The sequence below is a fragment of the Alteromonas sp. 5NW40-0090 genome, assembly GCF_057552975.1.
The window spans coordinates 85,687-98,683 of record NZ_BAAJLT010000008.1 but is presented as its reverse complement, the minus strand read 5'-3'; the positions used below and the strand labels follow the sequence as shown (position 1 = coordinate 98,683).

Here is a 12,997-nt window from a genome sequence, read left to right as displayed (position 1 = left end):
TTAACGCTCCTATACAGATTGGGTTTCAATGACTAAATGCTTGTCTATAAGCTGAGACAAGGCGGGCTTGCACGAGCCGCAGTTGGTACCGCATTTTAACTGCTCTCCTAGACTAGCTACTGTGGAACAACCGCCGTTGATGGCATCTGTTATGGTCTTTTCTCGCACTTCAAAGCAGCTACAAACCACGTCACCATTTAAAAATACGTCGTCGACTTGGCCTCGCAATAAGTTGCGCTGAGTCTCTACCGAAATAGGTGTATTTAAGAGGCTGGCAAGCCATGCGTTAGGCACTGACCATGTACTTTCTGGGTGTGGCGCTGCCAAGGCTTTTGTCGTATTTTCCGGCTTATCGCCTAAAAACGCAGCGAAACAGAGTACGTCATCGACAAGTGCTAAGCATACTGAGTATGCATGGTGATGAAACTGCATTAGCACTGCGTTTTGCGGTAGAAGAGGTATTAATGCTTGTGCAAACTCTCTACGGCCTTTATTCAAAGCAACATTCAATACTGATAATGCTGCATCCGAGTTACTTACAGGTGAAGACGCCTCTGTGCTTTCAAGCGGTGTTGTATTCCAGTAATCACATACATGCTTTAGCGCGTCTTCATATGAGGAGCTAAGCTCTGAATTATTTGCTGATTGGCTTACTGATGAAACAAAGAGCTTACCGTAGGTAGTAAAAGTAACTGGCGCGATAGCAACCGCCGCGTGCTTTAACTCAGGTTGCCCTGAAATAGGGTCTACCGCGCTGGCGTAAAGTGCGCCTAGTTTACTGTGCGAACCCCATTGCGCCGACCAGTGAATGGGGATGAACACCTCCCCTTTGCGCATATCCGTATCTGCTTTAACCGGATAGATAACAGGAGCGTCTTTACATACTGCACTTGAAAGAGAAACAAGATCTCCGCTTTCAACGTCCAATTCAGCAGCGTCTTTAGGGTTGATATGCACGTAAGCACTTGGCATATGCGCCAGTAACTTTGCCGCTTTACCCGTGCGCGTCATGGTATGCCACTGATCTCGTGCTCGCCCGCTGTTCGCAACAAAAGGGTAAGCGTTCGACGTAATCTGCATTGGCGCTTTGTAAGCTACAGGAATAAGTTTAGCTTTGCCGCTAGGGGTTGAAAACCGTTTGTCTTCGAAAGGACGTTTACTGGTAAGGCTAGGGTTAGATTTAGAATTAGCATTGGCCGTATTCTCAGCTTTTGTAACTGTTTGAAAAGGCCACTGCAAAGGCGATAGCCCATTGTATTGAGCTTCACTTAACGATTGTAAAGGTGACAGGTCTAACTGACGCTTACCGTCATTTTGATAGCCGGTTAGCCCAGCGTATTCAACGAATATTTGCGACGGATGGGTAAAGCTAAATGCCTCGCCAAAGCCCATTTTACCCGCCACTTCGCAAAGTATTTGCCAGTCGTGTTTTGCACTGCCTGGTGGAGGCAATATACCGCGCTGACGTGAAATACGGCGTTCTGAGTTTGTCACTGTGCCGTCTTTTTCCGACCAGCCGGTCGCAGGGAGGGCTATGTGCGCGTAGTTTAGTGTATCGTTGGACTCAACAATATCAGACACTACAACCATGTCACATTTTGAAAGTGCGCGCTCAACTTGACCGCGATTCGGCATACTGACAACAGGGTTAGTCCCCATTATCCAAACAAATTTCACCTTACCTTCTTCAATGGCATTAAATAGGTCTACCGCTTTAAGCCCCTGCCCTTTAGGCATAACAGGGGCGTTCCAATAGGTTTTAACAGTGCTGATATGCTCAGGGTTTTCAAGGTCCATGTGTGCAGCCAGCATATTAGCTAAACCACCCACTTCGCGGCCCCCCATTGCATTGGGTTGGCCAGTAATAGAAAACGGACCACAACCGTCTTTGGCAATTAAATCCATAGCTAAGTGACAGTTGATAATAGCTTGGGCTTTGTCCACACCGGCAGAAGACTGGTTTACGCCCATAGAATAAAAAGTAATGGCGCTAGAGGCTTTGCAGAAGGCATCGAAAAAGGCCTTAATGCTGTTAATGTCCAGGTCGCATACTTCAGCAACTTCATCTAATGTTAGGGCATTTGCTCTTTTAAGGGTTTCTTCAAGTCCCTCGGCGTAGCTCTCAACAACGGATTTGTCTATACAACCTTGTGCGTTTGCATAGCTGAGTAAACCATTAAATAGCGCCACGTCGCTACCCGGCTTTAATGGAAGGTGTAAATCGGCAATGGTACAGGTTTCGGTTTTGCGCGGGTCAACAACAATGACCTTCATATCAGGGTTTTTCAGCTTTGCTCGCTGAATGCGTTGAAAAAGCACTGGGTGCGCCCACGCCGCATTACTTCCGGTGATCACCAGTAAATCTGTACATTCCAAGTCGGTGTAATCGCAAGGCACCACGTCTTCACCGAACGCACGCTTGTACGCGGCAACGGCCGATGACATACATAGGCGTGAATTCGTATCGATATTGGAACTGCCGATGTAACCTTTCATAAGCTTATTGGCAATGTAATAGTCTTCGGTGAGAAGCTGACCTGATACATAAAAAGCAACGGCATCCGCGCCATACTGCGCAATGGTAGATGTGATCTTATCCGCAATCACATCGGTGGCCGTGTCCCAATCCACCGATTGACCTGCTATGGTTGGGTGAAGCAAACGTCCGTTTACGTCGTTTGTTTCAAGCAGGTTTGTTCCTTTAACACACAATCTTCCATAATTGGCGGGATGCTCTGGCGTGCCTTTAACAGTGTCCAGGGTTATGGCACGCGGGCTTACGTTGCAACTGATATCTACACCACACCCTACGCCGCAGTATGGGCATGTTGTTTGTCTTAATTGTTCAGACATCATGTCGGGTTGTCGTGTAGCCATATTCATTTCATTACCTTTTTCGATTTCACAGCTTTTGAATGCATTTTGCTAGAAGGCTTTATTCATGTGGGCGTTCAAATAAAGGTAGTTTGCTTAAACGCCGACAAAAACCTTTTCGCCCTCTACCTTTACAGCGTAAGCCGTGACAGAAACATCATCGTGTTCTTTACACAGCCCGGTTTCTAAAAAGTAATGCTCTTTGTATAAAGGCGAAGCAACAACAGGCGCACCGCCTATCGACCCTAGAAGCCCGCGATAGAGTACGTTTGCTTTACCAATAGGGTCGTAGTTACTAATGGCGAAAACCTGGGTTTCGCCGTTTATCTTTAAACTGAAAATTGCCACTTGCTGTGAGTCGACAAGGGCGCAAACCCCACTGTTTGTCACTAAGTCGTTCGTCTCACAAACATAGTGCCATTGCACTTGCTGTGGTTCTGACGCCATTACATTTTGCGCAGCTGTCATAATTTGATTCTCCTAACAGGGTTGATAAGCCAGTGGCTATACCATAGAGACAGGAATGAACTGATCTTTACCTGCTACTTTTTCAGCTTCAGTAGCTGGGCGAACCTGGCCTCGCTCTGAAACAAACTGGATATTGGTGTCGCTAGCATTGCTGTTTACGAATTGACGGAAACGTTTGCGCGACTCAGGGTTTTCAATGGTGGTTTTCCATTCGCACTGATAAGCATCAACCACAGCATCCATCTGTGCTTCAAGCTCACCATTAATGCCAAGAGCATCGTTTATCACAACGTCTTGCAAGTAAGCTAACCCACCTTCTAAGTTGTCCATCCACACCGATGTGCGCTGTAGGCGATCAGCCGTTTTCACGTAGAACATCAGCACGCGGTCGATATACTTAATAAGGGTTTCGGTATCTAGGTCGGTGGCAAACAGGTCTGCATGTCGAGGCTTCATGCCGCCATTCCCGCAAACATACAGGTTCCAGCCTTGCTCGGTAGCAATAACGCCAATGTCTTTGCTTTGGGCTTCTGCGCACTCACGGGTACACCCCGACACTGCAAATTTAATCTTATGTGGCGCACGTAAGCCTTTGTATCGGTTTTCTAAATCGATAGCGGTTCCTACAGAGTCCTGTACACCGTAGCGACACCAGGTGCTTCCCACACACGACTTCACCGTGCGCAGCGCCTTCGCGTAGGCGTGGCCGGTTTCAAATCCACCAGCAACGAGTTTTTCCCAAATATCGGGTAACTGCTCTACGCGTGCACCAAATAAATCAATGCGCTGACCACCAGTGATTTTCGTGTACAAGTTGTATTCTTTTGCCACTTCGCCCAACAGTATCAGTTTTTCAGGCGTAATTTCCCCGCCCGGTACACGTGGTACAACCGAATACGTACCATCTTTTTGCATGTTGCCAAGGTAAATATCGTTGGTGTCTTGTAGTGGAAGATGTGAAGACTTAAGAATGTAGTCGTTGTACACCGAGGCCAAAATTGAGCCAACTGCAGGCTTACAAATTTCACACCCTAGACCTTCACCATGTTGCTCTAATAGCTCGTCAAAGGTGCGAATGCCGTTTACCTTAACAATGTGAAAGAGTTCTTGTCGGGTGTAATTGAAGTGCTCACATATAGCTTTTGATACTTCCACACCGCGCTTTTCAAGCTCGCTGTCTACCACATTTTTAAGCAGGGCGGCACAACCACCACACCCTGTGCTGGCTTTGGTTTCACCTTTCACATCGCCAACGCTACAACAGCCACCTTCGATAGCTGAAACAATGTCGCCCTTAGTCACGTTTAGACATGAACAAATAGAGGCCGTGTCTGGAAGTGCATCGGCACCTAATGCTGGTGCAGCATCAGAAGATGGCAGAATCAGGCTTTCTGGGTGTTCAGGCAATTCGATATTATTAAGCGCATACTGTAGGAGCGTGTCGTAGTCACTGGTATCACCTACAAGGACCGCACCAAGTACATACTTTTGCTCGCTATCTACCACCAGCTTTTTATACACGCCCTCGGGCTGATTTAAGTAGGTGTAGCTAAGCGCTCCGTCTGTGCGTTCATGGGCATCGCCAATTGAGCCCACTTCTACGCCCATAAGTTTGAGTTTAGTGCTCATATCTGCGCCAGCGAACTCTGCATCGCCACCTGTGATATGACTCACTGCGGTACGTGCCATGGTATAGCCTGGTGCAACAAGACCAAAGATTTTGTTATCCCACAGCGCACATTCACCCACAGCGTAAATGTTTGGATCAGACGTTACGCAATGGTTATCTATAACAATACCGCCGCGCTCGCCAAGTGTTAATGCCGACTTTCTGCCAAGCTGATCGGAAGGTCGAATACCAGCAGAAAAAAGTATCATATCGGTTTCAAGTGCAGTGCCGTCAGCAAACACCATTTTATAGCGACAGGTATCACCAGCCTCTATAGTTTGGGTTGCCTTTTGGGTATGAACTGTAACGCCCAATGCTTCAATTTTATCTTTTAAAACGTTACCACCAGCTTGATCTAGCTGTACCGCCATAAGCTGCGGGGCAAACTCAACCACGTGGGTATCTAGACCGGCTTGTTTAAGTGCGTTAGCTGCCTCTAAACCTAAAAGTCCACCACCAACAACAACCCCTACTTTGCTCACCGCCGCTGACGCTTCAATAGCGAGTAGGTCGTCAATGGTGCGATACACTAAGCAATGCTCTTGTTCGTTGCCTGGAATAGGTGGAACAAATGGGTATGAGCCCGTGGCTAGCACTAGCTTGTCGTAGCTAAACACCTGCCCTTCCGACGTCGTCACTTTATTATTGTCACGGTCTATATCCGTCACCAAGGCATTGGTGACTACGTTTACGCCCCATTCGGCGTACTGAGCGGGAGTAGTAAGCGCTAAGTCATCAGCACTCGCGCCGCTAAAAAAAGACGACAGATAAACGCGGTCGTACGCAAGGCGTGACTCGCCGCATAAAACGGTTATTTCTACATTGGCATCGCTTTGGTGAAGCTGCTCAACAAAATGATGCCCCACCATGCCGTTGCCTACGACGACAATTTGCGTTTTTGAGTCCAATGAAGTCATGATATTCCCCTTTTTTCGGGACAAAAAAAAGCCCGCTTCAACTTTCGTTGATGCGGGCTTCGTTGCCTATTTTGCTAGTACTGACACTTAAGATCAGCATGCTCTAGCTAACACATTTTACGGAGTGCTATAAATCACACAATTTTTCAGCGATTGACACAAATCACCAAAACACACTTTACGCTTATAGCTATCCAAGTTCAGTGCCAAAACCGTAATCCATTGTTTTTATTTGATTTACTAAAAAACAGGTATTATTCAGTCTTCACAGCTGCACCAAACAAACGCAAACCTGTGTTCACTTGGTGCATTAAGCGCTATCAAATTAATTAGGCCAGTTTATCCGTTGCTACGCGGTAGCGAGGGTCTTCAACCACGTTAATTTCAACAAATTTGTCGGCCTTGCGAAGCAGTGAACGACACTCATCGCTGATATGGCGAATGTGTAGCTTCTTACCTTGCTCCTCGTATTTATCTGCAAGGGTATCTAGTGCGTCGATACCTGATGAATCCCAGATACGAGAGTCTTTAAAATCGATAACGACATCTTGTGGGTCGTTAGCGATATCAAATAAGTCTTTGAAATGCGATACCGAGCCAAAGAACAGCGGGCCATCTAGTTCATAGACTTTCCAGCCGTCGTTATCAATATGCGACTTCGCCTCTATATGACGGGCGTGTTTCCATGCAAATACTAGGGCTGAAACGATAACACCAACAACAACGGCAATCGCCAGGTCGGCGATAACGGTAACCCCAGTCACTAGGAATAGTACAAAGGCATCTTCTTTATTTACGCCGCGAATAATTCTGAATGAGGCCCACTCGAAGGTAGCAATTACCACTACGAACATTACGCCAACAAGAGCAGCAAGCGGGATCATTTCAATAAGCGGTGCGGCAAATAGAATGAAGCCCAATAGTACAAGTGCGGCAGTAATACCGGATAAGCGACCACGGCCGCCAGAGTTTATATTGATCATGCTTTGACCAATCATGGCACAACCGCCCATACCGCCAAAGAAACCGTTTACGGTATTTGCAACGCCTTGGCCAACGCACTCTTTGTTGCCGCGTCCGCGGGTATCGGTCATTTCATCAATTAATGAAAGAGTAAGAAGCGACTCAATAAGACCAACCAAGCAGAGAATTACTGAGGTTGGTAGTACTATCATAAATGTTTCCCAAGTGAACGGAACCATAGGAATAGCGAAGCTAGGAAGCTCGCCAGCAAGTGTTGCAGTGTCGCGCTGGTCAGCCGGTAGCAAGTCACGAACAAAGTCGATTACCGTACGTGCTTCTAAGTCGAGGCCGTGTACTAATGCGGTTACAGTAACAATCGCTACTAGCGAGGCAGGAACGGCTTTTGTGAGCTTAGGCAGTAAATAAATAATGGCCATGGTTAACGCTACAAGCCCTAGCATCCAGTACAGCAGTGTACCTTCCATCCACTGAAGCTCTCCAGCAGCGTTGGTGACTTTAAACTGACCTAACTGAGCTAAGAAAATAACGATAGCAAGACCGTTTACAAAGCCAAGCATTACCGGATACGGCACTAAGCGGATAAACTTTCCAAGCCTGAATATACCGCACATGATTTGCAGCAAGCCGGCTAAAATAACCGCGGCGAATAGATATTGCACACCGTGTTGGGCAACCAGTGCCACCATTACAACGGCCATGGCGCCGGTAGCACCAGAAATCATTCCAGGGCGACCGCCAATAGCAGACGTAATCAAACCCATCATAAAGGCCGCGTATAGACCTATCATTGGTTCTACGCCGGCTACAAATGCAAATGCTACGGCTTCAGGGACCAGGGCAAGTGCCACTGTAATACCTGATAGCACATCGTTCTTAACGTTGCTGTCTTTACTGGTAATTAAATCGAACATGTTCTCTCAGAAGCTAAGATGTTAAACACAACAACCCACCGTGGCGTAAACCGCGTGATAGCAGTACACCAAGTAGGCAGGATAATTTTTCGGCGATTCTATCACCATTGCAGCTTAAAATCTTTTAATAGATTGTTACGAGTGTATAAACACAGGTCAAAGGGCGTGGCTGACCATCTAGCAGCGCAGAAGTCTCTTTACGTCTTACCCATACAGCTTCTCGATTTAGCTTCAGGCACGCTAAATTTTTGCGCCTTTGCTGACAAGAGGCCTCTTACATGGCATCGTATTGCAGTATTTTATAACCTAGCCCATCGGGGCGCTTAGCTCATAGCATTAGCTCGCTACTTTGCGCTAAGTTGCACATGATGATAGGGCAATGATGTAAGGCATAAGTCTTATTTAACGAGGAGTTTACGTGGTACCTTATATTCTTACCATTTTGTGCGTGTTAGTGGCAGGCGCTATTCATTGGATGTCGCCAAAGGCTTATTGGAAAGCCACCATTATGTCTACCGCCGTTATCTTATTATTTTCTGTCGCCGCGCTATTTATTTTTCAGGCTTCTGGAATGCTTGTGAGCGAACATACTGGGGAAAGTGCAGACTTCTCAGGGCAAATGCTCACCATTACTACTATGATTGCCTTCTTTGGCTTCTTGATTTCTCTCTTTGTCGGCTGGTTTCTCCGCGTGGTTAGAAACTAGCTTTTGAAATTAGATCTAAGCATCTGCAGGCGGGTTGCACCACTAAAGTGCAATTCCGCTTGCGCACTCTCTTAAAGTGCCCGTCATCTTTCACTCATCAAATTACAGTTAATTCTGCTTAATACCTATAAGAGTCACATCTGTTAAGCATTCAACGGATTACACTCGCCTCCAAACCTTGCATAACTACATTCTTATAAACAGGGCATAAGTGTTGCTTAATTTATTGTGCTTTAAAGCATTATTTCGCAAACAACTATCAACAAAAAAGCGAATTGGGTAAACCAACATTTAGCAAGGCCTTTTATGCTGCACGAACCTGAACAAACCATTGCGCTTTGTAGCGATGCGACCAAACGTTTTTTGCTGGCCGCAAAACATGCAGAAATCACTGTATTAGAACAGCTTTCTAGTAACTGTCGTATTGTTATTGCGGTTCGTGAGCTCATACATGAACTGCAAAAAGAGCGCGGAGCCAGCAATATCTTTCTTGCGTCTAAAGCCGAGCGCTACCAAGTTGAGCGAATGCAGTATGTCAGTGCTAGTGAACAAGCAGAGTCAATGTTAAAAAGCCATTTGAAGTCTCTTTACTTAACTGATGAGATCACCTCTGGCAACCCGCGCCTATTAAGCAGTATTACTTTAGCCATGCAGGCGACAGACTACTTGCCACGCTTAAGAGAACAAGTCGATAAGCAACAGTTAACGCCACTGGAATCAACACGGGCCTACAGCCGTTTAGTGGCAAGTTTACTTACTGTCATTTTTGAAGCAGCAGATATCGCGAGCGATCCAACTATTACCCGTTTGCTGGTTGCTTTGTTCAATTTTATGCAGGCCAAAGAATATGCAGGGCAAGAGCGAGCGTGGGGGGCAATTGGTTTTGCAGAAACCCATTTCGACGCGCGCCTATGTGAAAAACTAGCCGCACTTCAGCAAGCCCAAGAACATCACTTCAATATATTTTGTGAGTTTAGCTGTATGCCTCACAAAGCGGCATTGGAAGAATTAAATAAAAGCCCCGCTGCAATAGATATTACACAGCTTAGAAATATGATCGCGCAGCTTGGCGACGGCAGTCCGATTGCCGGTGAAATATCAGAAGTTTGGTTCGATGTAGCGACTCGTCGTATAGATGCAATGCAGGGTATCGAGGTAGCACTGACCGAAGCCTTAACACAGCAAGCTAACAGTAAAGTAGCCAATGCAAAAAATGAAATGGCAAATCATCAACAGTTACTTACACGCTTTAACGATGAGCACGCCAATGATGGCTCGCCGCTCACCTTACTGTTTGACCCTAGCATGCCGGGCTTAGCAGAAGATACAAAAGACGACGAGAATAAAACGCTGTCACTCAGCGAGCAAACTAAAACACTGTCAGCCCACCGCTCTTTCTATGACTTACTACGCTCTCAAGCCCAGCATATAGAAGACATGGAGCGAGAGCTTGAAGAAGCTAAACGTGCAATTCAAGATCAGAAGCTGATAAGCCGAGCAAAGCTGGTAGTTATGGAGCAATTTGGACTAAGCGAAAACAATGCGTATCGCCGACTGCAAAAACAAGCCATGAGCGAAAATACAACCATAGCCGCTATTGCCGCTAAAATAGTAGATATTACTACAAAAAACTCAGCCGCAAGGTAAGCATAAATCATTGCTGATGTTGTGCTATCAAGCAGCGCTACTGTCACTAAGTTACAGCAGGCACTACATTTTAGTTTTACATTAAGCTAACGACTTATTTAAGTTCGAACACCTGCTCTACTGGAATTGCAAAATAATTGGCAATTTTTAAAGCAATAACTACCGATGGTGTGAAGCGCCCTGTTTCCACGGTACTTATGGTTTTTCTGGAAACACCAATCGCATCAGCTAGTTCTTGCTGGGATATTTTATGCTGCAATCGGAGCTTGTGAATATGGTTATCTAAATCTTCATTCACTGAGGTCTTCCTCACGTAGCTTCCACAAAATAGATGTTCCATGGGCGGCTGCGGCTACACCAAGCAAGACTTGAAGCGCATTGGTAATATCAAAGGGAGCAATTACTTCTACAAACCACTTACTGTCCCCCCAAAAAGCAAGAATCATTGTGCCAAAAATCAGGATATGACAAGTAATACGCAAGCTAAATGAGCTGACATAGTCCACGTATTCATCGTCAAATGTAAGTGTCCAAAAACCCAAACGAGATATATTTTGGGCAAACTTCATAGATTTGATCCCTAATACTACGCAGTAAATAGCGCTTGCTAATGACGCTAATCCTAGTGTCCAGTAAATAACTGAGTCTGTATTCTCAATCATAACTAATGCGGCTTTAACTAAAATAAATAAAGCTAAGGCGAGACTGACTTTACCCGTTATTGTTAAATACTCTTGTTCCGTCTCTGGTGGTACTAAAATTGATGTTGCCATTTTTAAATTCCCTATTATTAACGGCGTATTGATGCCGTTTACAGCTCACTGCATTTAAATGTCGCATATGATACCTAAATAAACCATATGTAACCTTTAGGTATCAATGATACCTAAAGGTTACATAAGTGCAAGTTTTTTATGCAACTCATATGTTACGCGTTTTCGGTAACAGCGTTCTTTCGTAATTTTTTCGACGATAGGCACAAAAAAATACCGAGATAAATTGGTTTTTTAGTAGAGCTTTACTGATGGCATGAAAGCAGAAAAAACAACGTATTGTTATGCAGAAGAATGTTTATTGTGGCTTTGATTAATCAAAGTATAGTCTGAAAGATTGCGCGCCGATTCGCACAAATACGTACTGCTTTCCAGCTATATCTGGACTGTCAGCGAAGGCCAAACAGTGAGCCAGTTCTTAGAAGCAAGTCGCTGTTTGAAAACATCGGGTCTTGGATATTTTGGATTAATACTTATGGTGCCTGCGAAGTTTGCTTCCAAGCCAAATGGCGCCAGTAGGTCTAAATCATCATTGGCTAAAAGACGAACCGCAACACAGGTTTCTCGCTCTATCCAATATGAAATAGCGTCGTGGCAATTTTTATAGGGAGCATGCCCGTGAGCCAAGTGCATCCGTGCCTGGTTTTTAACCTGCCAATTAGCTTGGGGCACAAGGCGAGAAAGTCCACGCTCAATCTCTTGCTCCTTTGATTTTGTTAAAAATAGAGCTTGCGACTGAGCGTCTTCTTTTTCTTTTGGTAAGTTTAGAGCGTGGATACTTTGGGTTTGGAAAACTTCATCACTAAAGTAAATAACGTCAATATCATTAAGCGGTGTAGAGATGTCATTATTGTGCAAATCATCCCATATCGCATTTCGAACAAACCCTGCACCTATGTAGCCCTGCGGTAAATCAAGCATCCGCAAGGCATGAAGGCAATCCATTCTGAAAGGATCTCGCTTGATAATATCGCCAAGCCTTTTGAGATCTTGCACACTTAACCTTTATCTTTAATACGCAGCTTTCGCTTCCACTTAATCACGTAAAAGCAAAATGCCGCCATGCTTCCGCCGGCAAACCAGCCTGCGATAATATCACTAGGCCAGTGCACACCCAACAAGACACGGCTAAGACCAATGCAAAATACCAGCAGAGTAGTCGCAAGGTATATCCATACTCTTACCCGCGTACTTGTTGCCAAATGTGTGAGCAAATGAGCTACATAAAAGTAAACCAGGGTTGATAGCGTGGCATGAGCCGAAGGAAAGCTTTGAGTGTACACATCGACATGTTGCATGCTCAGCGATGGGCGCGGTCTGTCGATACCCGCTTTAAGAAGAAAAGTCATAGCAATGCCAGCCGCAACGGCAATGATAAAGGTAACAGCCTTTTTCTTCTCTCCCGCCATACCCAAAGCACCAGCGACTGCTGCCACAACAAAAATTAGCACCGTATTGCTACCTAGCGCTGTGGCATCTCTAAGCACGTCACGCTCCCACCCCGACACATTGCCTAGCTCGCTAATTGTGTTAAACACTGCATTATCAAATGACGTTAAAACGCCCATGTAAACAAACAGCATCATTAACAAAAAGCCTGTTCCAAGTAGTAAAACTTGAATAGCGGGTGTTTTTATCATGCTTAAATAATCGGCGATGGCGCCATTTTTTGTCTTTTCACTGCTTGTCATGTTTCTACTTCCATTTAGTACGATTGAGGGTGCTACTTATCGTGCTTGCTGCCGCCTAGACAGTGGGGTGATGCTAGCGATTCTCCACCTCGCGCTTCCCACTCTGCAGGCGTATACGTGTGAAGTGCCAATGCGTGAACAGGGCCCTGCAGGGCTTCAGCCGCAAGACCGTTAATTTCTCTGTGCCTCGCTATCAAGCGCTTACCCTCGAAAGCATCGCTCACTACCGTTACTTTGAAATGACTTTGAGCCCCCTCTGGAACATTGTGCATAAAACTCTCATCTACAACCTCGAGATAACTCGGATTAAGTGCAGCTTCAATCGTAGTTTCCAGAAACGCTTTTACTTGCATTTGG

At 45.6% G+C, this 12,997-nt stretch carries 11 protein-coding genes; 2 read left to right on the top strand and 9 right to left on the bottom strand.

Translation table 11 applies throughout. The features are described from left to right. Nucleotides 1–9: 9 nt before the first annotated feature. The 4 genes from AC27KT_RS11395 to AC27KT_RS11380 all read right to left on the bottom strand — a co-directional run bounded on the left by AC27KT_RS11395 (nucleotide 10) and on the right by AC27KT_RS11380 (nucleotide 7,823). Nucleotides 10–2,883, bottom strand: coding sequence for a nitrate reductase (locus AC27KT_RS11395; protein WP_487130039.1), 2,874 nt, complete (start codon nucleotides 2,881–2,883; stop codon nucleotides 10–12). 87 nt (nucleotides 2,884–2,970) lie between these two features. Beyond that, the gene (nirD, locus tag AC27KT_RS11390) at nucleotides 2,971–3,342 is read right to left on the bottom strand and encodes a nitrite reductase small subunit NirD (RefSeq protein ID WP_487130037.1); all 372 of its coding nucleotides are present in this window, start codon (nucleotides 3,340–3,342) and stop codon (nucleotides 2,971–2,973) included. A 36-nt stretch (nucleotides 3,343–3,378) separates the two neighbouring features. After that, a complete protein-coding gene (gene nirB, locus AC27KT_RS11385; RefSeq protein WP_487130035.1) occupies nucleotides 3,379–5,928 on the bottom strand; it encodes a nitrite reductase large subunit NirB in 2,550 nt (849 codons plus the stop codon). 329 nt (nucleotides 5,929–6,257) lie between these two features. Continuing rightward, nucleotides 6,258–7,823 (bottom strand): SulP family inorganic anion transporter, encoded by a 1,566-nt coding sequence (locus tag AC27KT_RS11380; RefSeq protein ID WP_487130033.1) that lies wholly within the window; start codon nucleotides 7,821–7,823, stop codon nucleotides 6,258–6,260. A 418-nt stretch (nucleotides 7,824–8,241) separates the two neighbouring features. On the opposite strand from AC27KT_RS11380, the gene AC27KT_RS11375 reads away from it, so the two are divergent. Together AC27KT_RS11375 and AC27KT_RS11370 are read left to right on the top strand one after the other, a co-directional pair. Continuing rightward, entirely contained in the window at nucleotides 8,242–8,529 is a 288-nt protein-coding gene (locus AC27KT_RS11375) for a hypothetical protein (protein ID WP_487130031.1), read from the top strand. Between the two features lie 306 nt (nucleotides 8,530–8,835). After that, nucleotides 8,836–10,176 carry a nitrate- and nitrite sensing domain-containing protein gene (locus AC27KT_RS11370; RefSeq protein ID WP_487130029.1) on the top strand — a complete coding sequence of 447 codons (1,341 nt, stop codon included), beginning with the start codon at nucleotides 8,836–8,838 and terminating at the stop codon, nucleotides 10,174–10,176. Between the two features lie 94 nt (nucleotides 10,177–10,270). Here the strand turns inward: AC27KT_RS11370 and AC27KT_RS11365 are convergent, their stop codons facing one another. The 5 genes from AC27KT_RS11365 to AC27KT_RS11345 form a co-directional block, all read right to left on the bottom strand. After that, a complete protein-coding gene (locus AC27KT_RS11365) occupies nucleotides 10,271–10,516 on the bottom strand; it encodes a helix-turn-helix transcriptional regulator (protein ID WP_487130027.1) in 246 nt (81 codons plus the stop codon). Then, nucleotides 10,467–10,949 (bottom strand): hypothetical protein, encoded by a 483-nt coding sequence (locus AC27KT_RS11360; protein ID WP_487130025.1) that lies wholly within the window; start codon nucleotides 10,947–10,949, stop codon nucleotides 10,467–10,469. The genes AC27KT_RS11365 and AC27KT_RS11360 overlap by 50 nt, the downstream gene beginning before the upstream one ends. Nucleotides 10,950–11,324: 375 nt before the next feature. Next, on the bottom strand, nucleotides 11,325–11,945 hold the full coding sequence (locus AC27KT_RS11355; protein WP_487130023.1) for a nucleotidyltransferase family protein: 621 nt from the start codon (nucleotides 11,943–11,945) through the stop codon (nucleotides 11,325–11,327). 2 nt (nucleotides 11,946–11,947) lie between these two features. Continuing rightward, the gene (locus AC27KT_RS11350) at nucleotides 11,948–12,640 is read right to left on the bottom strand and encodes a phosphatase PAP2 family protein (protein WP_487130021.1); all 693 of its coding nucleotides are present in this window, start codon (nucleotides 12,638–12,640) and stop codon (nucleotides 11,948–11,950) included. A gap of 32 nt (nucleotides 12,641–12,672) precedes the next feature. Then, a complete protein-coding gene (locus tag AC27KT_RS11345) occupies nucleotides 12,673–12,993 on the bottom strand; it encodes a BolA family protein (RefSeq protein ID WP_487130019.1) in 321 nt (106 codons plus the stop codon). Nucleotides 12,994–12,997: the final 4 nt, after the last annotated feature.

Bases quoted from the DNA above. Each gene is read 5' to 3' on its own strand.
- AC27KT_RS11380 (WP_487130033.1), bottom strand. From the start codon at position 7,823: ATGTTCGATTTAATTACCAGTAAAGACAGCAACGTTAAGAACGATGTG.
- nirD (WP_487130037.1), bottom strand. From the start codon at position 3,342: ATGACAGCTGCGCAAAATGTAATGGCGTCAGAACCACAGCAAGTGCAA.
- AC27KT_RS11345 (WP_487130019.1), bottom strand. From the start codon at position 12,993: ATGCAAGTAAAAGCGTTTCTGGAAACTACGATTGAAGCTGCACTTAAT.
- AC27KT_RS11350 (WP_487130021.1), bottom strand. From the start codon at position 12,640: ATGACAAGCAGTGAAAAGACAAAAAATGGCGCCATCGCCGATTATTTA.
- AC27KT_RS11365 (WP_487130027.1), bottom strand. From the start codon at position 10,516: ATGGAACATCTATTTTGTGGAAGCTACGTGAGGAAGACCTCAGTGAAT.
- AC27KT_RS11370 (WP_487130029.1), top strand. From the start codon at position 8,836: ATGCTGCACGAACCTGAACAAACCATTGCGCTTTGTAGCGATGCGACC.
- nirB (WP_487130035.1), bottom strand. From the start codon at position 5,928: ATGACTTCATTGGACTCAAAAACGCAAATTGTCGTCGTAGGCAACGGC.
- AC27KT_RS11360 (WP_487130025.1), bottom strand. From the start codon at position 10,949: ATGGCAACATCAATTTTAGTACCACCAGAGACGGAACAAGAGTATTTA.
- AC27KT_RS11395 (WP_487130039.1), bottom strand. From the start codon at position 2,883: ATGAATATGGCTACACGACAACCCGACATGATGTCTGAACAATTAAGA.